This window comes from Arthrobacter sp. zg-Y1110, from assembly GCF_025244865.1.
Classification (GTDB): Bacteria; Actinomycetota; Actinomycetes; order Actinomycetales; family Micrococcaceae; genus Arthrobacter_B.
The window spans coordinates 1,474,225-1,497,227 of record NZ_CP104272.1 but is presented as its reverse complement, the minus strand read 5'-3'; the positions used below and the strand labels follow the sequence as shown (position 1 = coordinate 1,497,227).

20 protein-coding genes and 1 pseudogene are annotated in these 23,003 nt (G+C 66.1%); 9 read left to right on the top strand and 12 right to left on the bottom strand.

Annotation, left to right across the window (positions count from 1 at the left end; all coding sequences use genetic code 11):
• The first annotated feature begins 78 nt into the window (after positions 1–78).
• The gene (locus N2K99_RS06850; protein ID WP_227933295.1) at positions 79–474 is read left to right on the top strand and encodes a ClpX C4-type zinc finger protein; all 396 of its coding nucleotides are present in this window, start codon (positions 79–81) and stop codon (positions 472–474) included.
• Between the two features lies 1 nt (position 475).
• Here N2K99_RS06850 and uvrA read toward each other — a convergent pair whose 3' ends face one another.
• Both uvrA and N2K99_RS06840 read right to left on the bottom strand, forming a co-directional pair.
• Positions 476–3,001 (bottom strand): excinuclease ABC subunit UvrA, encoded by a 2,526-nt coding sequence (uvrA, locus tag N2K99_RS06845; RefSeq protein ID WP_227933294.1) that lies wholly within the window; start codon positions 2,999–3,001, stop codon positions 476–478.
• 87 nt (positions 3,002–3,088) lie between these two features.
• Positions 3,089–4,042 (bottom strand): alpha/beta hydrolase fold domain-containing protein, encoded by a 954-nt coding sequence (locus N2K99_RS06840; RefSeq protein ID WP_227922393.1) that lies wholly within the window; start codon positions 4,040–4,042, stop codon positions 3,089–3,091.
• 163 nt (positions 4,043–4,205) lie between these two features.
• Here N2K99_RS06840 and N2K99_RS06835 point away from each other — a divergent pair, with 163 nt between their 5' ends.
• From N2K99_RS06835 to N2K99_RS06810, 6 genes are all read left to right on the top strand, one after another.
• On the top strand, positions 4,206–4,586 hold the full coding sequence (locus N2K99_RS06835; RefSeq protein WP_227922396.1) for a PLDc N-terminal domain-containing protein: 381 nt from the start codon (positions 4,206–4,208) through the stop codon (positions 4,584–4,586).
• 25 nt (positions 4,587–4,611) lie between these two features.
• On the top strand, positions 4,612–4,995 hold the full coding sequence (locus tag N2K99_RS06830) for a phage holin family protein (RefSeq protein ID WP_227933293.1): 384 nt from the start codon (positions 4,612–4,614) through the stop codon (positions 4,993–4,995).
• 232 nt (positions 4,996–5,227) lie between these two features.
• Positions 5,228–6,469, top strand: a complete 1,242-nt coding sequence (locus tag N2K99_RS06825) for an acetyl-CoA C-acyltransferase (protein ID WP_227922401.1) — start codon at positions 5,228–5,230, stop codon at positions 6,467–6,469.
• A complete protein-coding gene (locus N2K99_RS06820) occupies positions 6,469–8,598 on the top strand; it encodes a 3-hydroxyacyl-CoA dehydrogenase NAD-binding domain-containing protein (RefSeq protein WP_227922403.1) in 2,130 nt (709 codons plus the stop codon). The genes N2K99_RS06825 and N2K99_RS06820 overlap by 1 nt, the downstream gene beginning before the upstream one ends.
• Positions 8,599–9,067: 469 nt before the next feature.
• A complete protein-coding gene (locus tag N2K99_RS06815) occupies positions 9,068–9,358 on the top strand; it encodes a DUF4287 domain-containing protein (protein ID WP_227922405.1) in 291 nt (96 codons plus the stop codon).
• A gap of 181 nt (positions 9,359–9,539) precedes the next feature.
• The gene (locus N2K99_RS06810; protein ID WP_260554883.1) at positions 9,540–9,836 is read left to right on the top strand and encodes a hypothetical protein; all 297 of its coding nucleotides are present in this window, start codon (positions 9,540–9,542) and stop codon (positions 9,834–9,836) included.
• Between the two features lie 94 nt (positions 9,837–9,930).
• On the opposite strand, the gene N2K99_RS06805 is transcribed toward N2K99_RS06810, so the two are convergent.
• From N2K99_RS06805 to N2K99_RS06780, 6 genes are all read right to left on the bottom strand, one after another.
• A complete protein-coding gene (locus tag N2K99_RS06805; protein WP_227922411.1) occupies positions 9,931–10,908 on the bottom strand; it encodes an aldo/keto reductase in 978 nt (325 codons plus the stop codon).
• A gap of 289 nt (positions 10,909–11,197) precedes the next feature.
• On the bottom strand, positions 11,198–11,512 hold the full coding sequence (locus tag N2K99_RS06800) for a hypothetical protein (RefSeq protein WP_255765888.1): 315 nt from the start codon (positions 11,510–11,512) through the stop codon (positions 11,198–11,200).
• A 50-nt stretch (positions 11,513–11,562) separates the two neighbouring features.
• Positions 11,563–12,420 carry an SDR family oxidoreductase gene (locus N2K99_RS06795; RefSeq protein WP_227922415.1) on the bottom strand — a complete coding sequence of 286 codons (858 nt, stop codon included), beginning with the start codon at positions 12,418–12,420 and terminating at the stop codon, positions 11,563–11,565.
• Between the two features lie 47 nt (positions 12,421–12,467).
• On the bottom strand, positions 12,468–14,441 hold the full coding sequence (gene dxs / locus N2K99_RS06790; RefSeq protein WP_227922417.1) for a 1-deoxy-D-xylulose-5-phosphate synthase: 1,974 nt from the start codon (positions 14,439–14,441) through the stop codon (positions 12,468–12,470).
• Positions 14,442–14,614: 173 nt separating this feature from the next.
• Complete coding sequence (locus N2K99_RS06785; protein WP_227922419.1) at positions 14,615–17,440, bottom strand: aconitate hydratase; 2,826 nt, start codon at positions 17,438–17,440, stop codon at positions 14,615–14,617.
• Between the two features lie 311 nt (positions 17,441–17,751).
• Positions 17,752–19,041 carry a class I SAM-dependent RNA methyltransferase gene (locus N2K99_RS06780; protein ID WP_227933292.1) on the bottom strand — a complete coding sequence of 430 codons (1,290 nt, stop codon included), beginning with the start codon at positions 19,039–19,041 and terminating at the stop codon, positions 17,752–17,754.
• Positions 19,042–19,228: 187 nt separating this feature from the next.
• Between N2K99_RS06780 and N2K99_RS06775 the strand changes: the two genes are divergently transcribed.
• Together N2K99_RS06775 and N2K99_RS06770 are read left to right on the top strand one after the other, a co-directional pair.
• Entirely contained in the window at positions 19,229–19,903 is a 675-nt protein-coding gene (locus N2K99_RS06775; RefSeq protein WP_227922425.1) for a TrkA family potassium uptake protein, read from the top strand.
• Positions 19,900–20,748 carry a TrkA family potassium uptake protein gene (locus tag N2K99_RS06770; RefSeq protein WP_227933291.1) on the top strand — a complete coding sequence of 283 codons (849 nt, stop codon included), beginning with the start codon at positions 19,900–19,902 and terminating at the stop codon, positions 20,746–20,748. Before N2K99_RS06775 ends, N2K99_RS06770 begins: the two co-directional genes overlap by 4 nt.
• Before the next feature lie 17 nt (positions 20,749–20,765).
• Here N2K99_RS06770 and N2K99_RS06765 read toward each other — a convergent pair.
• From N2K99_RS06765 to dut, 4 genes and pseudogenes are all read right to left on the bottom strand, one after another.
• Positions 20,766–21,374, bottom strand: a pseudogene (locus N2K99_RS06765) (DUF3159 domain-containing protein); the annotation flags it as partial.
• Positions 21,371–21,712 (bottom strand): hypothetical protein, encoded by a 342-nt coding sequence (locus tag N2K99_RS06760; RefSeq protein WP_227922430.1) that lies wholly within the window; start codon positions 21,710–21,712, stop codon positions 21,371–21,373. The pseudogene N2K99_RS06765 and the gene N2K99_RS06760, both read right to left, overlap by 4 nt.
• Before the next feature lie 3 nt (positions 21,713–21,715).
• The gene (locus tag N2K99_RS06755; protein ID WP_227922434.1) at positions 21,716–22,441 is read right to left on the bottom strand and encodes a DUF3710 domain-containing protein; all 726 of its coding nucleotides are present in this window, start codon (positions 22,439–22,441) and stop codon (positions 21,716–21,718) included.
• A gap of 67 nt (positions 22,442–22,508) precedes the next feature.
• Entirely contained in the window at positions 22,509–22,940 is a 432-nt protein-coding gene (dut, locus tag N2K99_RS06750; protein WP_312847334.1) for a dUTP diphosphatase, read from the bottom strand.
• Positions 22,941–23,003: the final 63 nt, after the last annotated feature.

The following is a 23,003-nucleotide window of genomic DNA, read 5'->3' as shown; positions in this document are numbered from 1 at the left end:
GTAATGCCTGACATACTGTCAGGGCTTACCTGACAGCGCAAGGGGTAGGTTCGATGGACCGCTGGCTAGACTGGGGCCATGCCTTCTGAACTGAGCGGCGCGGACCGTGATCACCGGGAAAACGAGCCCTTCATGTGTTCGTTCTGCCTGCGGCCGCGGCAGGAAACCGGAGTATTGGCGGCGGCCCCCACGGCAGCCATCTGCCGGGACTGCGCGGAAGGGGCCCTCAAACTGTTGGAAACCCCTCGCCCGGCGGATCCCGATCCGCTGCCGGCCACGCCGTGGGAGGCGTTGAGCAATGACGAGTTGCTGGAACGGCTCCCCCGGGTGGCGGAAGCACGGGACCAAGTGGAGGAGCATCTTCGGCGCTGGGTGTCAGTGGCCCGGGACAGGAACATCAGCTGGGCCGTCATCGGCGCGTCGCTGGGGATGTCCCGCCAATCCGCATGGGAACGTTTCCGCACCGCGCCCTAGGTTACGGGAGCAGCTTGAGCGCCGCCGATAGGTAGGGTGCCGTCCGGCTGGCATCGCACGCGGCGACGTCGTCGGCGGTGCCGGCGCAGATGATCCGGCCGCCTTCCTCGCCGCCGGAGGGGCCCATGTCGATGACCCAGTCCGCGGAGGCGACCACGTTCATGGAGTGCTCCACCACCACCACGGTGTTGCCGTTGTCCACCAGCCGGTTCAGCTGCCGCAGCAGCAGCTGCACGTCCTGCGGGTGCAGACCGGTGGTCGGCTCGTCGAGCAGGAACAGCGTATGGCCGCGGCGGGCGCGCTGCAGTTCGGTGGCTAGCTTGATCCGCTGCGCTTCACCGCCGGAGAGTTCGGTGGCGGGCTGGCCCAGACGCAGGTAGCCCAGTCCGACGTCGAGCAGCGTCCGCAGGCTCCGGGCTGCCGCCGGAACGTCAGCCAGGAACTCGGCGGCGGTTTCCACCCGCATCGCCAGGACGTCGGCAATGCTCTTGCCGCGGTAGGTGACCTGCAGGGTTTCCTCGTTGTAGCGGGCGCCGTGGCAGACCGGGCAGGGGCCGTAGGTGCCGGGCAGGAACAACAGTTCGACGGCGAGGAAGCCTTCACCCTGGCAGGTTTCGCAGCGTCCGCCGGCCACATTGAAGGAGAAGCGTCCGGCGTTGTAGCCGCGGGCGCGGGCTTCGTCGGTGCCGGCGTAAAGCTTCCGCACCGCATCGAAGAGTCCGGTGTAGGTAGCCAGGTTGGAGCGCGGGGTGCGGCCGATGGGCCGCTGGTCCACCCGTACCAGCCGATCCAGGTGCTCCAGTCCGGCGATGCTGCGCACGTGGGCCCCGGGATCATGTTCTTCGGGAGCCTCCGGGTCCTCGGGCTCGGTCGGCACGCCGTTCACCTGCCGGCCCACCGTTTCAGCCAGGACCTGGCTGACCAGGGTGGATTTACCGGAGCCGGAGACGCCGGTCACCGCGGTGAACACGCCGAGCGGAATCTCGGCGTCCAGTCCGCGCAGGTTATGCCGGGTGATTCCCTTCAGGCTCAGCCACTGGTCGGGCGTACGGCGGGCCGGCTTTGCTGTTTCGGCTTCCCCGAACAGGAACGGACGGGTGGCGCTCTCCTCAACCTCGGCCAAGCCCTCGACCGGTCCGCTGTAGAGCACGGTTCCGCCGCCGTCGCCGGCCTGGGGACCTACGTCCACAATCCATTCGGCGCTGCGCACCACGTCCATGTTGTGCTCGACCACGAACACGGAGTTGCCGGCGTCCTTGAGTTCCTGCAGCACGGTCAGCAGCGGCTCGGCGTCGGCCGGATGCAGCCCGGCAGAGGGCTCGTCCAGGACATAGATAACCCCGAAGAGGCCCGAGCGCAGCTGGGTGGCGATCCGGAGACGCTGCATTTCACCGGGTGAAAGGGTGGGGGTGGCGCGGGAGAGGCTGAGATAGCCGAGGCCCAGGCCGATCAGCACCTCCAGCCGGCCCAGCAGGTCCCGTGTAATGGTTACCGCAACTTCAGTGTCTTCATTGGAGGCCGCCGCACGGGAGGCGGTGCCCGCAGACTTCAGTTCCGCCGTCGGCCGGATGATTTCGGCCAGCTCCGCCAGGGTGGCGCCGTTCAACTCGGCAATGTTCCGGCCGGCGAACGTGACGGCGAGAGCCTCGGGACGCAGGCCCGCTCCGCCGCAGACCGGGCAGGGACCGGACACCATGTAGGCCAGGACCCGTTCGCGCATCTGGGCGCTGCCGGAATCCGCGAGGGTGTGCATCACGTAGCTCTTGGCGCTCCAGAACCGCCCCTTGTACGGTTTGGCTACGCGGTCGCGCTGCGGGGTGATCATGACTACCGGCTGTTCTTCAGTGAACAGGATCCAGTCACGGTCCTTCTTCGGCAGCTTCTTCCAGGGCACGTCGACGTCGTAGCCGAGCTGGATGAGGATGTCACGCAGGTTCTTGCCCTGCCAGGCACCCGGCCAGGCGGCAATCGCGCCGTCCCGGATGCTGAGGCTGGGATCCGGTACCAGGGACTCCTCGGTGACGGTATGCGCAATGCCCAGTCCGGAGCACTCCCGGCAGGCACCGGCGGCGGTGTTGGGCGAGAAGGCATCAGAGTCGAGGCTGCCTGGTTCGGCGTTTGCCGGATAGGTGCCGCCGCGGGAGTAGAGCATACGCATCGAGTTGGAGAGCGTGGTGAGGGTGCCGACGGTGGAGCGCGAACTGGGGGCTCCGCGGCGCTGCTGCAGGGCGACGGCGGGCGGCAGCCCGGCAATTTCCTCCACCTTGGGGTTGTGCCCCTGCGAGAGCAGGCGGCGCGCGTAGGGGGCCACCGACTCGAAGTAGCGCCGCTGAGCCTCGGCGTAGATGGTGCCGAAGGCCAGGGAAGATTTACCCGAACCCGAAACCCCGGTGAAGGCGACAATCGCGTCGCGCGGGATGTCGACGTCGACGTTGCGCAGGTTGTTCTCCTGCGCTCCGCGCACGCGCACCATGCCGCTGGCATGCAGATTAGGGGCAGATTCCGGGGAAGTTTTCGCGCTACTCATCATCAACAGGTTACCGATCCCCTGCCCCCGGGACTAAATGATCAGCATGCTTTCCGCCTAGAGCGTGAGCTCCGGATCGGAACGTTCTTACCCCTTGGCGTCACTGACGCGCCGCAGCGCCGTCCCGTAACGCCGCAGCAGGGCATCACCCGCCTGCCGGGCGGCCGGCGACACGGTGTCCAGGGTCAGGAAGCCGTGCACCAAACCGGGGTGGGCCACATAGTCCACGTCGGTTCCACCGCGCACCAGGGTTTCAGCCAGCAGTTGCCCCTCATCCCGCAGCGGATCGTGCTCTGCAGTAGCCAGCAGAGTCCGCACGGACGTCGACCGCCGTCCACTGGCAACGGCGACAGCGGCGACAGCCAACGGACTGTACTCGGCAAACATCTCCGGGGACGCCGCCGGCACCCACTGAGAAATGAAAAACGTCAGATCCCGCACCGACAGACCCCATCCCTCAGCCTTTTCGCGGGCACTGGGCAGGCCCAGGGCCAGGTCGGCGTTGGGATAGGCCAGCAGGAGCAACTGAGGCTGCAACGCGTTACCGGCCAGCCTGTCTGCGGCCAGGAAAGCAATCAGGCCGCCGGCGCTGTCACCGGCCAGCCCGACGCCGGGACGGACGGGCCCCAGTTCCCCCGGACCGTCCGCAACCCACGCCAGGGCACGCACTACGTCATCCACCGCCGCCGGCGCGGCATGCTCGGGGGCGAGCCGGTAGTCCACCGCCAGTACCGCAGTGTTGGCCAACAGTGCGAGGCGGCGGCAGAGCCTGTCGTGTGACTCGAGCCCGCCGAACACGAACCCGCCGCCGTGCACAAACACCGTCAGTGGCTGGATTCCGGCAGAAGAGCGGTACAGCCGGGCCCGAAGCGCGAGCCTTCCGGGGATGGTGACGTCGGTGACGCGGGCAAGTTCCGGGCCGGGCGGCCGGGCACGGTCCTTCCGCAGCAAACGGATGGTTTCGAGTGACGGCTGCACGCTTTCGCCGGTACGTATCCCATCCAACCAGGCAGCCAAGGCTGGATCAGCTATGGACTCCATGCGCACAACCTACCAGCGCCGTTAGCGGGACACCTTCCAACCGGCGTCCGCCGGGAGGAAAATGAGGACACCAGCGGGCTCCCCGGCTGCACTTCGACATATACATGGCCACGTACGGCGGGCAGGCCACGCACCCCCGGGGGAATTATCAAAGGAGATTGACATGAGCTTCTGGGAATCCATATGGAGCATCGTTGTGGCGTTCTTTTTCGTGGCCTATCTAATCCTGCTGTTCCAGATCCTGGCGGACCTTTTCCGGGACCGGGAACTTGGCGGTTTCGCCAAGGCGGCCTGGATTTTCTTTCTGTTCGTCGCCCCCTTTGTTACGGCGCTGGTGTACATCATCGCCCGGGGCGGAGGTATGGCTGAGCGGAGTGAGACCCGGGCCCGGGAGGAGGCGGAGGCAACCGACAGCTATGTACGGCGGGTCGCCGGAACAGCTTCCCCCGCCCAGCAGATTGAGTCCGCGCGCAGCCTCCTTGCCGACGGGAGCATCACCGAGTCCGAGTTTGACCGGCTGAAGTCCATGGCGCTTTCCGCCTGACCCCGGCCTCGTGAAAAATCTGCTGATGACCTGCCTGCTGCAGATACTTGCGGCAAGCGCAGCCCTTCTGCTGAGTATGTGGTGGGTGCCCGGGTTCCGCGTCCAGTGGGCCGGATTCGTCACGACGGTACTGGTGGTGGTGCTCGCCCAGGCCGTTATGACACCGCTGACCAACTGGGCGGCAAAGCGCTACGCGCCTGCTTTCCTCGGCGGGACGGGGCTCGTTGCTGCCCTGTTGGCATTGGTTATAGCCGGTGCTATCCCGGCGGGAGTCAGCAACACCGGGATTGGCAACTGGATCCTTTCGGCTCTCATCCTCTGGGTCGCATCAGCGGCCGGATCAGCGGTTGCCCAGGTTTTGGCCTCACGTCGCGGGGGCTCCCCGGGCCAGGCGGCCGGACGCGCATAGCCCTGCTCCCCCGTGTCACCTGTTCCGTTACTGCCCGGTGCGCCGGAATCCCGGCCGGACCACGGGTTTGTCGAACGCCGGTATGTGGGTAGGGTCGATTCGGAACCGGCGTGATCCACGCCATAGCGGATCAGTCCACGGCTGTCCGTCGATGTCCTTGCGGCCTATGTTACTCACGAGTAACATCGACTCGGACGTTGTTCCGTTTCATATCTCAAAGAGGAGTAAGTACGTGAGCCCACAAAGCCGATCACGGCAGATCAGGGACGTAGTTTTCGTTGACGGAGTGCGGACCCCGTTCGGCAAAGCAGGCGAAAAAGGCATCTACGCCGGCATGCGGGCTGACGACCTGGTGGTCAAGTGCATCCGCGAACTGATGCGCCGCAATCCCTCCCTTCCTCCGGAACGCATTGACGAGGTTGCCATTGCAGCCACCACCCAGTCCGGCGATCAGGGCATGACCATCGGGCGCACCGCCGCGCTGCTGGCCGGCCTGCCGCGCACTGTCCCGGGCTTCGCCATTGACCGCATGTGCGCCGGCGCCATGACGGCCGTGACCACCACCGCGTCCGGCATCGGCTTCGGCGCCTACGACGTCGTCATCGCCGGCGGCGTGGAGCACATGGGCAACCACCCGATGGGCAAGGACGCTGATCCGAACCCCCGCTTCATGACCGAGCGGCTGGTGGACCCGGCCGCCCTGAACATGGGCAACACCGCGGAAAACCTGCATGACCGCTTCCCCCACATCACCAAGGACCGCACCGACGCGTACGCCGCCGCCAGCCAGGAGAAGCTGGCCAAGGCCTACGCCGATAACGCCATTCAGCCGGACCTGGTCCCCGTCGCCACGAAGAAGCCCGGCTCCGGCTGGACGCTGAACACCGTGGACGAACCGCCGCGGCCGGGCACCACCGTTGAAGACCTCGCCCAGCTGCGGACCCCCTTCCGCGCCCACGGCCGGGTCACCGCCGGCAACGCCGCCGGCCTGAACGACGGCGCCACCACCGCCCTGCTGGCCTCCGCCGAAGCGGCCGAGGAACTTGGGTTGGGCGTCAAAATGCGCCTGGTCGGCTACGCCTTCGCCGGCGTCGAGCCCGAGGTCATGGGCTACGGCCCGGTCCCCGCCACCGAAAAGGTGCTGGAGCAGACCGGCCTGTCCATCGAGGACATCGGCCTGTTTGAGATCAACGAGGCCTTCGCCATCCAGGTCCTGGCCTTCCTGGACCACTTCGGCATCGCCGACGACGATCCCCGCGTGAACCGCTACGGCGGCGCCATCGCCGTCGGCCACCCGCTGGCCTCCTCTGGCGTCCGTCTGATGAACCAGCTGGCCCGCCAGTTCGAGGAAGACCCGAGCGTGCGTTACGGCATGACGACCATGTGCATCGGCCTGGGCATGGGCGCCACCGTGATCTGGGAAAACCCGAACCACCCCGACTACAACACCGATTCCACGGAGGCCACGAAGTAATGTCTGCTCCTGACTACCAGCGCCTCGCGGGACTCTTCCCCACCGAGGTCATCACCCACTCGTACGTCTCCGACATCCAGCTGCCGGGCAACCAGGGCACCTTCGCCCTGATCACCCTGGACAACGACGTCGACCACTCACGTCCCACCACGCTCGGCCCGAACACGCTCCTGGAGCTGGGCGAAAAGCTCGACGAGCTCAAGGCCCGTGCGGACAAGGGCGAGATTGTCGGCGTCGGCGTCACCGGCAAGCCGTTCTACCTCGTCGCCGGCGCCGACCTTTCCGCCGTGAAGTCCATCTCCGAATACGAAGACGGCGCCGCGATGGCCCACCTGGGCCACGATGTCTACGCCAAGCTCGGCAACCTGGGCGTGCCCAGCTTCGCCTTCATCAACGGCGTTGCCCTCGGCGGCGGCCTGGAGATCGCCCTGCAGTCGGATTACCGCACGGTCTCCACCGGTGCCGGCGCACTGTCGCTGCCGGAGGCCTTCATCGGCCTGGTTCCGGGCTGGGGCGGCGTGTACCTGCTGCCGCGCCTGATCGGACCCGAGAACGCCGTGAAGGTGATGATCGAGAACCCGCTCAGCAACAACCGCACCCTCTCCGGGGCTGCCGCTTACAAGCTGGGCATCGCCGATGCCCTGTTCGAGCCGGCGGACTTCCTGGAGCAGTCCCTGGCCTGGGCCTCCCGCGTGATCAGCGGCGAAGAGCAGGTTTCCCGGCCCAACGCCGTCGAACCCGCCGACGCCGGCGAAGCCTGGGACGCCGCCGTCGCCAAGGGACGTGCGTTTGTGGAGGCCAAGACCTCCAACGCGGCCCCCGCCCCGGCCCTGGTCCTGGACCTGCTTGAAGCCGGCAAGACCTGGACCCGCGAGGAATCCCGGGAGGCCGAGTGCAATGCCTTGGCCGAGCTCATGCAGACCCCGCAGTTCCGCTCCACGGTCTACGCCTTCCTGGACCTGGTCCAGAAGCGCGGCAAGCGCCCCGCCGGCGCGCCGGACAAGAAGCTGGCCCGCCCGGTCACCAAGGTGGGCGTGGTCGGCGCCGGCCTGATGGCCAGCCAGCTCGCCCTGCTCTTCGCCCGGCAGCTCAAGGTGCCCGTGGTGATGACGGACATCGACCAGGCGCGCGTGGACAAGGGCGTGGGCTACGTGCACGCCGAGGTGGACAAGCTCCTGGCCAAGAAGCGCATCTCCCCCGACGCCGCCAACCGCACCAAGGGCCTGGTCACCGGTTCGGTCTCGAAGGAGGCGTTCTCGGACGCCGACTTCGTCATCGAGGCCGTCTTCGAGGAACTCTCCGTGAAGAAGCAGGTGTTCGCCGAGGTGGAGGCCGTGGTCTCCCCCGAATGCATCCTGGCTACCAACACCTCCTCGCTCTCCGTGACGGAAATGGCCGCGGACCTGCAGCACCCGGAGCGGGTAGTGGGCTTCCACTTCTTCAACCCGGTCGCCGTTATGCCGCTGCTGGAAATCGTGCGCGCTCCCAAGACCGACGACGCCGTGCTGGCCACCGCCTTTGTCCTCGCCAAGCAGTTGAAGAAGACCGCCGTGCTGGTCAAGGATGCCGCCGCCTTCGTGGTGAACCGCATCCTGGGCCGCATGTTCGGCGAGATCACCATGGTCTTTGACGAGGGAACCGACGCCGCCACCGCAGACAATGCGCTGCGTCCGATGGGCCTGCCGATGTCTCCGTTCACCCTGCTCGCCCTCGTGGGCCTGCCGGTGGGACAGCATGTGCAGGAATCACTGCACTCGGCCTTCGGTGAGCGCTTCTGGCTCTCGAAGAACTCGCAGAAGCTCATCGACGCCGGCATCAAGTCCCTGTGGCAGAAGGACGAGGACGGCAAGGCCTACATCCCCGAGGAAACCCTGGCGATGCTGGACTTCGGCACCACGCCTTCCACCTCCGAGGAAGTCCTGCGCCGCACGCAGGATGCCCTGGCCGAGGAAATCGGGCTCATGCTCGAAGAGGGCGTTGTGGCAGCTCCGGAAGACATCGACCTGTGCATGATCCTCGGTGCCGGCTGGCCAATGCACCTGGGCGGCATCACGCCGTACCTGGACCGCGTCGGGGCTTCCGAGCGCGTGAACGGCAAGAAGTTCCATGGGGCGGCTGTGGCTGCTTAGTCTGTAGCCCAAGGTATCGCCCGCGCCGGGCGGACCGGAACGGCGGCAACGAAAATCCCTGCTCGCAGAGCTCGCAAGGATTATTAAAGCCGCCTAACCCGGTCCGTCCGGCGCTTTTGCGTTCCTGTCCCGGTACATTTCATTCGGGTCTGGTCAGCGGGCAGCTGCCGCGCTAGCCTCCCTGCATGAGTCAGGGCCCAGCATGGCCGCAGACGCGTACAAAGCGAATGGTCGTGTTCATGCTCAGTGCTTGCGTCTCGTTGTGGCTGGTTCTTCTCCTACCGTTCGACGAGCCGTGGAATTGGCTATTGATAGGTCTTTTCCTGGTACTGGGCGCTGCTTTCATCAGGCTGCTGGCAAGCTTCGTCCTACATCAGCGTGAGGGTTACCGGCAGGAACGCCGGGAAGAGACCGGCGGCTAGCGATCCCGCGAATCCGCAAAGTCAGCTCAGGATTTAGGAGAACAACCATGTCTTTCCAGGCCTACCTCGACGCCGTTGAAGAAAAAACAGGATTAACGCCCCGCCAGTTTATGGATATCGCCGCAACGAAAGGGTTCAGCGGCGGGAAGGTCAAGGCCGGGGAGATCCTCGAATGGCTCAAGACCGACTATGGAATCGGACGCGGACACGGGATGGCACTCGTCCACGTCATTAAGAACGGCGCCTCCATAGATCAGAAACATGTCGGCACCACGGGAACGCACCGGGACAACTCCGACACCCTCTGGCTCGACGGCAAAGCAACCAAGCCGGAATGAACCCATCACCCCACCGGCCCACTCAGGATTGCGTCCCAACAGAGCGGCAAATCTTCGCTCGTATGTTTGACTATTGCGCGTGAGCACACGCATGAACGCCGGGACGTTACTGACGGTCGGTGTTATCTGCCTGATGCTGACGGGTTTTTCTACAGTCGCGGCGTTCGGTTATGAATTCGAAATGGATCCCGATCACAGCGCCTGCTTCTACCGCCACCAGGTGCCGAGGCGCCAATGGGTATTGGCAGTTTCTCTGGTACCCCCGGCTACCGCGGCCACAGCAGCCGTGCTCGCCCTGGTCCTCCGCCCCTGGCAACAGGAACGGCTCGCCCCGTCCCTGGTACTCCTTGCGGCAGCAGCGCTGGCCCTCTGGATTACCTGGTCCATCGGCATAGACGCCATCGAACAGTCCCAGCGGCTTTCGGGTACCTCCCCTGCGCCTCGGTTTTGCCCGGAGGAGCTGGTGGGTCCGGGTTAGGCGGCTTTAATAATCCCGGCGAGCTGAAGCGAGCAAGGGATTTTCGTTGCCGCCGTTCCGGACCCACCGGACCCTCCAAGGTGACGAGCGGAACCTAGAACAAAGCAACCTTCGGCGTCCGCGGGAAGATCCGGTCCAGCTCTTCCAGGTCCTTCTCGGACGGGACCCAGGAAACGGCGTCGGCATTCTGCTGCACCTGCTCCACCTTGGTGGCACCGGCAATCACTGAGGCCACGGACGGCTGTGCGGCAAGCCAGGAGAAGGCCACCTGGACCTCGGTAAGGCCGCGCTCGGCCGCGAACCGGCCAAACTCGCCAAGCTGCTCGAAGTCCGCGTTCTCGAGGAGGTTGGTCCGGGAGTGCGTCAGCCGGCTGCCTTCGGGAGCCTTGCCGCTGCTGTACTTGCCCGTGAGGAGGCCGTTGGCCAGCGGGAAGTAGGGCAGCACGCCCAGTCCGTAGGCTTCGGCGGCCGGAGTGACCTCCAGCTCGGCCCGGCGGTCCAGCAGGTTGTAATGGTTCTGCGAGGAAATGAACGGCGTGAAGCCGCCCATCCGGGCCACAAACTCCGCTTCGGCAATCTGCCAGCCCGCTCGGTTGGAGTGTCCGATGTACCGGACCTTGCCGCTGGTCACCAGATCATCCAGGGCCGCGAGGGTCTCCTCGATGGGAGTCAGCGGGTCCGGCGTGTGGAACTGGTAGAGGTCAATCCAGTCCGTGTTCAGGCGGCGCAGGGAAGCCTCCGCAGCCTTGACGATGTAGCGGCGGGATCCCCGGGCACCGAAGTCTGCGCCGTTGACGCCCTTCATATCCATGCCGAATTTGGTGGCTACCACCACGTCGTCGCGGCGGTTGCCCAGCGCCTTGCCCAGCATTTCCTCGCTGAGCCCCGGGGTACGCCCGTAGGCATCCGCAACGTCGAACAGGGTGATGCCGGCGTCGACGGCGGCGTTGACGACGGCGTCGGTGCCCTCCTGCGATTCGGTGGGCGTCCCCGGACGGCCCAGGTTGTTGCAGCCCAGTCCGACCGTGGAGACGGTCAGGCCGGAATTTCCGAGTCTGTTGTAAGAAGTCATGGAAGCTACGCTACCCCCGTGAACCGCTCTCCTTGTGCGGACCCTTGAATCGCTGCGGTTTGGGGGAAACCCTGCGGTTTGTCCGGATCCCTGCTCCGCGCGGCGCGGGAACCCCGGACAAACCGTAGGGAAACGGACAGAATGCAGGGATTCGGGCTCCAGCCGGAATTCACGGCAACCGAATCGCTGCGGTTTGGGAAAAACCCTACGGTTTGGGAAATCCCTGCCGCTGCGCAGCGGAGGCTTTTCCCAAACCGGCAGCAAAGTCCCGGACCGGCAGCAGAATGCGCTAGCCCAGGAAGGTGTCCAGGCTGTTGTTGGGACCCGGGGCCTTATCCGTTTCCAGGATGTACTGGATGGGAATGGCTCCGGTGGGAAGCAGTCCGGTGTAGACCTGCTCGCTGCGCCGGCGCTCGGCCTCGATGCCCTCTTCCTGGACGGCGGCGGAAAACGCCTGAACTGCCAGCGGCTCGGTCCCCTGCTGCTCGCTCCAGATAATGTACATGCCGTACAGGTCGGCTACCGGTGTTGTTTCGTCATCCAGATCGCCCACAGTGCATTCAGCGAGAAAGCGTGGGACGTCCGAGGGCATGTGGTGTTCCATACATTCGACCCTATCCCCTGCGGGCCTCGTCGGGCACTCCCATGCGGTGATCACTTACGGGTTTGCTGCAGGTAATCCTCGAACCCCACCGGGGCAATACCGGTGAGCTGTTCGATGTCCGGGCTGGCCGGCGCCAGCTGGCCCTCAGCAATAGCCCGGTAGCTGCTGGTCCACGCCTCCGCCTGCCATCGGGCGGCCCCTGCCTTCATTCGGGAGGCCATGGCCTCGTCGTAGGTTTCCGCCTGGTAGCTCACGGGGCTTCCGGTGACCCGGGCCAGGATGCCGGCAACATCCTCCATGCTCAGCTCATCAGGACCGGTCAGGGTGTAGGTGCGGTTCCGGTGCTGCCCCGGCGACAGCAGGATCTTCACGGCGGTGCGGGCAATGTCCCTCCGCGCCACCGGGGCGAAACGCCCTTCTCCCGCCGGGCCGCGGATGACGCCGTCGGGGTGGACAAAGGTGGGAAGTACGTCCTGGTAGAGGCAGTCGCGCAGGAACGTGTGCTCCAGGCCCTGCCGGGACGCGATGTACTCCTCGGTGGCGGCATGGTCACGGGCCAGCGTGAAGACGGCGTCGGGCGCCGCACCCATGAAGGACGTGTACACGATGTGCTCCACGCCGGCGTCGACGGCCGCGTCCACAAAGGTGCAGTGATCCTCCACCCGGTGCGGGCTTTCAGCGGCCGACACCATAAACAGGGTGTGCACGCCGCGCAGGGCACTTACCGCCTGTGGCCTATCCATGTAGGAGGCCGCGAAGACGGGGGTATCCGGCAGCTCGGGCAGGCGGGCGGTGCGCCGCGCAAGCAGCCGCTGCCGGACACCTGCTTCTGCGAGCAACCGGGCAACCGCTCCGCCCAAGGCACCGGTGGCTCCCGTAACGGCAAGGGCAGGAACGTTATCCGCCATGGCTTACACCCCTTCAGAGTGGTCCGGCCACGCCGGACCCTGCGCGGCTACTGGATCTTCGGTACCTGCCCCGTCGGCATTTCGGAGCCCGGCAGCGGCCGGGCAAACGGCACCTTCGTGCCAAGGACCTGGGCGACGACGTCGTTGGCAATCTGCCGGGCGGTCAGCCCGACCCGCTCCAGCACCTCGCTGCGGCTGCCGTGGTCCAGGAACTCGGCCGGCAGTCCAACCTCGTTCAACGCGGTGTCCACGCCCGCGGCCCGCATTTCCTGCCGGATCCGCGAGCCCACGCCGCCGGCCCGGACGCCGTCTTCGATCACGATGACAATCCGGTGGTCGGCCGCAATGCGGATGATGGACTGCGGCACGGGCAGCACCCAGCGCGGATCCACGACGGTGGAACTGATGCCCTGCGCGCCGAGCCTCTCGGCGACGTCGAGGGCCATGCCCGCCATGGCGCCCACGCTGACAATCAAAACGTCATTGGAGCTGTCTTCGGTGGGGCGCCGGGCCAGGATGTCCACACCGTCGGAGGTCCGCTCCACGGCGTCGATGTCGCTTCCCACGGTGCCCTTGGAGAAGCGCACCACGCTGGGGGCGTTGGAGATGGCCACGGCTTCGCGCAGCTCCTCCTTCAGCCGGGTGGCGTCGCGCGGCGCGGCCAGGTGCAGCCCGGGGACGATCTGCAGCATGGACATGTCCCACATGCCGTGGTGGCTGGCGCCGTCCGGCCCGGTGACGCCGGCCCGGTCCAGGACGATGGTCACCCCGGCCTTGTGCAGGGCGACGTCCATCAGCAGCTGGTCGAAGGCACGGTTCAGGAAGGTGGCGTACAGCGCCACCACCGGGTGCAGTCCGCCGAAGGCCATGCCTGCGGCGGACGTGAGGGCGTGCTGTTCGGCGATGCCGACGTCGAACACCCGGTCCGGATGCCGCTCGGCAAACCGGTGCAGGCCGACCGGGATGAGCATGGCACCGGTGATCCCCACGATGTCCGCACGTTCGTCGGCGATCTCCGCGATCTCGGTGGCGAAAACGGACGTCCAGGATTCCTTGCCGCCCGGTTCCACGGGGGCGCCTGTTTCCGGGTCGATGATCCCGACGGCGTGGAACTGGTCTGCTTCGTGCGCGCGCGCCGGAGCGTAGCCGCGTCCCTTCTCGGTCATGGCGTGCACAATGACGGGGCCGGCGTAGTTTTTCGCTTTGTAGAGGGCGCGTTCGACGGCGTCGAGGTCGTGGCCGTCGATCGGTCCCACATATTTCATGCCGAGGTCCTCGAAGAGGCCCTGGGGGGACCACCAGTCCTTGATTCCCTTCTTCGCGGCGTGCAGGCTGCGGTAGGCGAACCGACCCGCAGGGCCGCCCTGCTGCAGGCGCTTCCGCGACCAGTCCAGGGTGTTTTCGTAGGCGTGATGGGTGCGGACGGCGTCGATGGTCGGACGCAGGGACGCCAGGTAGTCGGCAAGGCCGCCGATGGTCGGGGCGTAGGAGCGGCCGTTGTCGTTGACCACAATCACCACGCGGCGGCGCTGGTCCGCGGCAATGTTGTTGAGGGCCTCCCAGGCCATGCCGCCGGTCAGCGCGCCGTCGCCCACCATGACCACGGTGTAGCGGTCGCCTTCGCCGCTGAGCTGCCGGGCACGGGAGATGCCGTCCGCCCAGGACAGGGAGGAGGAGGCATGGGAGCTTTCCACGATGTCGTGGACCGACTCGGCACGCGACGGATAGCCGGACATGCCGCCCTGCTGGCGCAGCGTGGCGAAGTCCTGGCGCCCGGTGAGGATCTTATGCACGTAGGACTGGTGCCCGGTGTCAAAGACAATGCTGTCCCGCGGCGAATCAAAGACCCGGTGGATGCCCATGGTCAGTTCCACCACGCCCAGGTTCGGCCCGAGATGCCCGCCGGTCTGCGCGACGTTAGTGATCAGGAATGATCGGATCTCCTCAGCAAGCCGCTTCAGCTGTGTCAGCGAAAGCCTGCCGAGGTCCCGAGGATCCCGGATTGTTTCCAGAAGTCCCAACAGGGGTGCCTCCCTTGAGTCGTATCGGCGGCACTGCACACCGTCGCAATGGATTAACTCTAACGCGCGGCGTGCGCTCCGCGGTTCCTACCCAACGCTTCAGGGCCCCGTTTCCCTCCACCGCCCTTTGGACGGATCGGGGAAACGGAGCCCTGAACGTGGTGCGTTTACTGCTACTTAGCGGAGATCTGGCGCAGTACGTACTGCAGGATGCCGCCGTTACGGTAGTAGTCGGCTTCACCCGGAGTGTCGATGCGGAGAACCGCGTCGAACGTGATGGCTTCGCCGTTTTCGGGGGTGGCCGTGACCTTTACGGTCTTGGGCGTGGTCCCGTTGTTCAGTTCGGTGACACCTTCAACCGAGAAGGTTTCCGTACCGGTCAGGCCCAGGGACTCGGCATTGACGCCGGCCGGGTACTGCAGGGGAAGGACGCCCATGCCGATGAGGTTGGAGCGGTGGATACGCTCGTAGCTCTCGGCAACAACGGCCTTGACGCCCAGCAGTGCGGTGCCCTTGGCGGCCCAGTCACGCGAGGAACCGGATCCGTATTCCTTGCCGGCCAGGACAACCAGCGGGGTGCCGGCGGCCTGGTAGTTCATCGCGGCATCGTAAACGGCAGCCTGCGGTGCATCGGCCTGGCTGAAGTCACGGGTGAAACCGCCTTCAACGCCGTCGAGCAGCTGGTTCTTGATGCGGATGTTGGCGAAGGTGCCGCGGATCATGACTTCGTGGTTGCCACGGCGCGAGCCGTAGGAGTTGAAGTCCTTGCGGGCCACACCGTGTTCCAGCAGGTACTTGCCTGCCGGGGTGTCGGACTTGAAGGAACCGGCCGGGGAGATGTGGTCGGTGGTGACCGAATCGCCCAGCTTCAGCAGCACGCGTGCGCCTTCAATGTTGGAGACGGGCTCCGGCTCGGCCTTCATGCCCTCGAAGTACGGGGGCTTCCGGACGTACGTGGACTCCATGTCCCACTCGAAGGTTGCACCTTCGGGGGTGGGCAGGGACTTCCAGCGGTCGTCGCCTTCGAAGATGGTGTCGTAGCTGTCGCTGAACATCTTCTTGTCGATGGAGGCATCGATGATCTGCTGGACCTCGACCGGGTTCGGCCAGATGTCCTTCAGGAAGATGTCGTTGCCTGCTTCGTCCTGGCCCAGCGGGTCATTCTCGAAGTCGAAGTCCATGGTGCCGGCCAGGGCGTAGGCGACTACCAGCGGCGGGGAGGCCAGGTAGTTCATCTTCACGTCCGGGTTGATGCGGCCTTCGAAGTTGCGGTTGCCGGAAAGTACGGCGGTGACTGCAAGGTCGGCTTCGTTAATCGCATCGGAGATCTCCTCTTCGAGGGGACCGGAGTTGCCGATGCAGGTGGCGCAGCCGTAACCCACCACGAAGAAGCCGAGCTTCTCGAGGTACGGGATCAGGCCGGACTTCTCGTAGTAGTCCGTAACAACCTTGGAGCCCGGAGCGACGGAGGTCTTGACCCACGGCTTGGACGCCAGGCCCTTGTCCACCGCGTTGCGGGCCAGCACGGCGGCGGCCATCATCACGGAGGGGTTGGACGTGTTGGTGCAGGAGGTGATCGAGGCGATCGTTACCGCACCGTGGTCCAGCTCGAAGCTGCGGCCGTCGGCCATGGTGACCGGGACGGAGTTGGTGGCGCGGTGGGCGGGAGCATCCGCCTCGGCAACCAGGTCGTGGTCATGGTCTTCAACCGTGGTGGCGTTGGCGTTGAACGAGGGGGCGTCGGAGGCCGGGAAGGTCTCTTCCAGCGTCTCGTCGACGGTGCCGTTCTCGGCCTCTACGGTCTCGTGGACGTAGTTCTTGAGGTCGTTGCGGAACTGCGTCTTGGCGTTGGTCAGTTCCACGCGGTCCTGCGGACGCTTCGGGCCGGCGATGGAGGAAACCACGGTGGACAGGTCCAGTTCCAGGTACTCGGAGTACTTGATTTCCTTGGACGGGTCGTGCCAGAGGCCCTGTTCCTTGGCGTAGGCCTCAACGAGGTCTACGTTCTCCTCGGACCGGCCCGTGAGGCGCAGGTATTCCAGCGTCACGTCGTCGATCGGGAAGATCGCCGCAGTGGAACCGAACTCGGGGCTCATGTTGCCGATGGTGGCGCGGTTGGCGAGGGGAACAGCGCCGACGCCTTCACCGTAGAACTCGACGAACTTGCCGACCACACCGTGCTTGCGCAGCATTTCGGTGATCGTCAGGACGACGTCGGTGGCCGTTGCTCCGGCGGGGATCTCACCGGTCAGCTTGAAGCCGACAACGCGCGGGATCAGCATGGAGACGGGCTGGCCGAGCATTGCTGCTTCAGCCTCAATGCCGCCAACGCCCCAGCCGAGCACGCCCAGGCCGTTGACCATGGTGGTGTGGGAGTCGGTGCCGACGCAGGTGTCCGGGTAGGCACGCAGGACGCCGTCAACTTCGCGGGTCATGACGGTGCGGGCCAGGTACTCGATGTTGACCTGGTGCACGATGCCCATGCCCGGGGGAACAACCTTGAAGTCATCGAATGCCGTCTGGCCCCAGCGGAGGAACTGGTACCGCTCGCCGTTGCGCTGGTATTCGATCTCCATGTTGCGCTCGAGGGCGCCGGAGTTGCCGAAGGCATCGATCTGCACGGAGTGGTCGATGACCATTTCGGCAGGTGCCAGCGGGTTCACGCGCTTGGGGTCCCCGCCGAGAGCGGCAACGGCCTCGCGCATGGTAGCCAGGTCAACGATGCAGGGTACGCCGGTGAAGTCCTGCATGATCACCCGGGCAGGGGTGAACTGGATTTCGGTGCTGGGCTCTGCGTCTGCGTCCCACTGCGCCAGGGCACGTACGTGGTCTGCCGTGATGTTTGCACCGTCTTCGGTGCGGAGCAGGTTCTCCAGCAGGACCTTGAGGCTGAACGGAAGGCTCTGGGCGCCTTCGACGGAATTCAGCCGGAAAATTTCATACTCGGAACCTTTGACGTCTAAGACGCCCTTGGATCCGAAGCTGTCCACATTAGTCATAACAGGACTCCTCTCGCCACCTTGTTATCTTTGTCCAGGTCACAACTGCCCGCCAGTTAGGTTTCCCTAAAAAGTCGGGCAAAGGGGGCGGCTTGGAAACCGGTGGTTCATTTCCTGCCGACACAGGCCCCCTGCCTGGGCAACGACTCCTCCGAAAAACCGAAACTTCCGGAGAACTCCCCCATAAAAGGCGCAGTACTGGACAACTGCTTCCCATCCTAGCCTTTACAGGGGCGCCCGGAGGAGATATGGGCCACGACGCGTCGTGACCGGCGTCGCCGGCGGCGTTTCCGGCGCCGGCGACGGTACCGCTAGCGCTTGCGCAGGACGGCGAAGGACTCCATGTGGTGGGTATGCGGGTACAGGTCGAAGACCCGCAGGCTGTCCATTTCCCAGCCCGCGGCGCGGAAGTAGCCGAGGTCCCGGGAGAACGACGCCGGGTCGCAGGACACGTAGCCGACCACGCGGGGCGCGGCGGCGTCGATCTGCTGCACCACCGCTTTCCCGGCTCCGACACGGGGCGGGTCCAGGAGCACGACGTCGAGGTCCCCGGCTTCGCGGAGCATCTTGTCCACCCGGCCCTGGCTGATCTGCACCTGGGGTGCGGCGAAGAGGTTCTTCCGGGCGTCACGGCTGGCACCCGGGGATCCTTCCACCGAGAGCACCCGGCCGGACTCCCCGGCCGCCGCGGCCAGCGGAGCGGTGAACAGCCCGGCACCTGCGTACAGGTCCGCCACGGATTCCCCGGACTGCACCTGGAGCCCTTCGAGGACCGCTGCGGCCAGCGTCTGCGGTGCCGAACGGTGGATCTGCCAGAAGCCGGCACCGGTGACCCGGTAGTCGTGGCCCAGCACCGTTTCCTGCACCCAGGTCCGTCCCTTCAGCCGGGTGAGCTCGTGGCTCTCCGGGTCCCAGGCGGCCACGGACACGCCGTCCGGCAGGTTGCCGGCAATCCGTGCAGGGATCCGCGGGTGGGTTCCCGCCGCCGGGATCAGGAGGACCAGGGGCTGTCCGCCGACAGCCGGAGCGGCTACCTCCACGCGGTCAATGCCCGTGAAATCCGTCTCCCACAGACGCAGGGCGTTGATCGCCGCGGAGGCCAGCGGCATTTCTTCGACGGGAATGAGTTCATCTGAGCGGTGGGCGTGCATGGCCAGCCGGCCGCTGGGCGCCACCGAGAAACTGACCCGGGTACGCCAGCCCAGTCCGTCGGCGCTTTCCTCGAGTGCGGGTTCGACCTCCGGGACCAGGTCGGTCCCGCCGAGCCGGCGCAGCTGCTCGGCGAAGACCTCCGCCTTCAGCCGGCGCTGGACCGGCAGGTCAATGTGGCCGAACTCCGCGCCGCCCACGGGCAGTTTTCCCCGTGCCGCGGCGCGCAGGGCGTCTGCGTCCTTCCAGAAATGCTCCCGGCGTCCCTCTGCAGCCTCGAGGACCTCGACGACGTCGGCCCGCCAGAACTTGGCGTCCTCGCCGGATTCGGTGAGCCGGACCCGGACCCGCTCCCCCGGCAGGCCGTGCCGGACAAAGACGACGCGCCCTTCATGCCGTGCAACGAAGTGGCCGCCGTGGGCCGGGGCGCCGATGGTGAGTTCAATAGACATGGGGTGGTTGTACTTCCTTCATGGAACCTAAAACTCCATCTCACCACGGGAGCCGAGCGCGGTGCTATTTGGGCCGCCGTCGGGACTAAGCTGGCGTTGATTGTTTTTAATGCGCGGACAGCGGCGCGGCCGCTTTTCCGCGGCGGGCAGTCCGCGGCAGGACCAAACCGAAACCGAGGTAGGGCAGTTGGCCCATTACGTGATCATGGGGTGCGGGCGCGTAGGCGTCAGCCTCGCCCATACCCTGGACAATGCCGGCCATTCGGTCGCCATCATCGACCAGGACGAGCGGGCGTTCCGCCGGCTGCGGCAGACCTTCACCGGACGCAAGGTGACCGGCGTCGGCTTTGACCGCGAGACGCTGAAGGCAGCGGGCATCGAAGAGGCCTATGCGTTTGCCGCCGTTTCCAGCGGCGACAACTCAAACATTCTGGCCACCCGCGTGGCGCGTGAGACCTTCCACGTAGGCCACGTCGTCGCGCGGATCTATGATCCGGGACGTGCGGAGATCTACCAGCGGCTCGGCATCCCCACGGTTGCGGCCGTTCGGTGGAGCGCCGACCAGGTGCTGCGCAGGATCCTGCCCGAGCAGAGCATCAACGGCGACTTCAGGGAGTCCTCCGGCCGGCTGATCCTGGGTGAGCTGTCCCTGCACGAGGGCTGGCTGGGCCGGTCGCTGGTCAGCATCGAGACTGCCGCGGGTGTGCGGATTGCCTATGTCACCCGGTTCGGGGAAGGGACCCTGCCGCGCCAGGACAGCAGCTACCAGGAGGGTGATGTCCTGCACGCGATGATGTCCGTTGACCGGACCGCGGAAATCAGCAAGATCCTGTCCAAGGAACCAGCCAAGGAGTCCCTGTGAAAGTTGTTATTGCCGGTGCCGGCAGCGTGGGCTCGTCCATCGCCAAGGAACTGCTCTCCCATGGCCACGATGTCCTGCTGATTGACGAGAAGCCCGAGTGCGTGGGCCGCAGCGGCCTGCGCGGAGCGCGGTGGCTGATCGGCGATGCCTGCGAGTTGACCACGTTGAAGGATGCGCAGCTGGAGGAAGCCGACGTCGTCGTGTCCGCCACCGGCGATGACAAGGTCAACCTTGTGGTCTCGCTGCTGGCCAAGAGCGAATTCGGCGTTGCGCGCACTGTAGGCCGCGTGAACAATCCGAAGAATGACTGGATGTTCGATGATTCCTGGGGGGTGGACGTGGCCGTAAACACGCCCCGCCTGATGACCGCCCTGGTCGAAGAAGCCGTGGAGATCGGCGACCTGGTCCGGCTGCTGAGCCTGCAGACCGGGGTGTCCTCCATGGTGGAGTTCACCGTTCCCGCCGATTCGCATCTCACGGGCCGGACCCTGGGATCGATCGACTGGCCGCTGGATGCCACCGTGGTTGCGATCCTGCGCGACGACGCACCCATCACGCCGAGCAACGACGACGTCGTGGAGCCGGGTGACGAGCTGTTCTTCATCACCACGATTGCGGCCGAAGACGAACTGCGGGCAGTCCTATCCCCGGCCGCGGCCGCGGCGGCCGCACACGCCCGTCAGGAATCCCTGGACGCCGAGTCGGGCGCTGCCGAATCCCGTGGGGCGGAGTCCCCCGCAGCAGAGGAGTCCCCCGCAGCAGGGCCGGACCCGCTCGCGGATTCAGGGGCCACGACGGCCGAGGGCCGGGAGACCACCCATGCCAGCCAAAGTCCCAGCGCATAAAGCGGCACACCCATAGCCAGGCGCATGGTGCCCAGCGCGGCAACATTGTCCGCCAGGAACAGGGGCAGCTGGACGGCCAGCCGGAGGGCGAAGACCGCCACGATGATCCAGCTGGCCCAGGTGTAGGCCTTCAGGCGGACCGGCGCGGCGCGCCAGTCCAGGTTCTCGCCGCGGATCATCCCGAACAACAGTCCGGCAACCGGCCATTTGACTGCGATCGAGATCAGGAACGCCAGGATGTAGGCGCCGTTCAGGTAGAACCCGGGGACGAAGTACGTGGCGCCGTCACCGCTGCGCAGTGCCACGAAGGCGCAGATGGCGACGCCTGCCACACCGGTGAGCGACTGCATCAACGGGCGCCGCTGGAGAAGATTGGCCACTGAAAACACGGCTGCTGCGGCTACGGCCGCACCCAGCGAGAGGTTCAGCTCCGCCCCCACGGTGTAAAGCAGGGTGAAGAGAAGCCCGGGAACAATCGCCTCGGCCAGTCCCCGGATGCCGCCGACGGACTTGAGTACATCGATCTGCCCGTCATCGCGGCGTTCCACTCCGGCCCGGGCCGCATATTGTCCGGCGAGCTGGTTCAGGTCCGGCTGGCCCTCTTCCGGCTGCTTGGGTGTGCTCATGCGTCGGCCTCCGGGCGTCCAATGATTTCGTATCGCGGATTAAAGATGGTGGGGCGGCCGTCAACATTCGACACCATGCCCTCGAAGGCCAGACAGGTTCCGGCTTCGATCCCCGGCACCCTGCGCTGGCCCACCCAGACCAGGCGCACCTTCGCCCGGGTCGCCAGGGGGCTTTCGCGGTAGGCGGCCATCGAGTCTTCCACCACGGCGGTAAACCGCGGCGGGTCGTTGGCCGGAACCACTGTGATGGCCGAGACATAGCCGCGGCAGTATGCCCGGCCGCGCTCCGGGAGGGACTTGATGCTCGCGCAGTGCGTGGAAGCGGTAACGGCTGGCACCGGTTAGCCGATCGTCGTGATTTCCGGGCCGCGCTCGGGTGCGGCCGGCTTGGCGGCACCCTTGTCGGCACGCGGGAGCGGGGAAGCATCGCGGGGCAGGCGCAGCTGCAGCAGGTCGCGCGGCGGCAGGGGCTGCTCGCCCCGGACCACCACGACGTTGCGGAAGACTTCCTCGAGGGGGCCGGCGGCTTCGGGATTCATGGCCGCCGGGCCGCCGAAGACTCCGCGGAGGAACCAGCGGGGACCGTCAACACCGACAAAGCGGGCCACACGGTAGCCCTTGGAGCCGTCCTGTGCCTGCGCGGGCACCCGGGCCAGCAGCTCGGTGCCGAACGTACCGGAGAGTTCATCCACTGTGCCGCCCTGCGACCCCACGGACTTGCCGATCTGGTCCCGGATGTCGTCCCAAAGGGTCTCCGAGCGGGGAGCGGCGAAGGCCTGCAGCTGAAGGCTGGATCCCTCCAGGTCCAGCGTCACGGCAACCACGCGCTGGGTCTTTTCCTCAACCTCCAGGCGAAGCTGCAGCCCCTGGGAGGCGGCGATCCGGAGCGCTCCGAGATCAACATAGCCCTCCTCGGAGGGACGCTCGCTCAGGTCGTAGGGACCACCGGCGGCCGGAGCCTGTACGGCGTCACTGCCGGCGTCGGCGTTTGCCGGGTCCGCGGCCGCTGCTGCTTCCGGCCCGGCGGTTTCCTCTGCCTTGGTTTTCTTACGGCGCCCAAATGCCATAACCGAAGTTCCTTCTCTCTTGTCTGCAAGTTCTTAGTACGGCCGCTGTCCGCGGTCCGGTTGCGGGTCAGGCTGGAACTGCGGTGAATCCTCCGGTGGATCCGAATCCCCCGGCTCCCCGGACGGAATCCGGGAGCTCATCGACGGGAACAAACTCGGCCGTTTCCACGCGCTGGATCACCAGCTGGGCAATCCGGTCGCCGCGCCGCAGCGTCACCGGCTGCGTCGCATCCGTGTTGATCAGGGTGACGGAGATTTCTCCGCGGTAGCCGGCGTCCACGGTCCCGGGCGCGTTGACGATGCTGATGCCGTGCTTGGTGGCGAGCCCGGACCTGGGGTGGACAAAGGCTGCGTAGCCGAAAGGCAGGGCCAGCGAAACACCGGTGGGAATGAGCTGCCGTTCCCCCGGCGCAAGGGTGAAATCGATCCGGGAGCGAAGGTCGGCTCCGGCGTCGCCGGGGTGTGCGTACGACGGCGGTTCCAGCCCGTCGTCGAGCATTTTCAGCTGTACCTTCAGCGTGGTCCCTGCATCTTGCACCAGTTTCTCCGGTTTCAATAGATT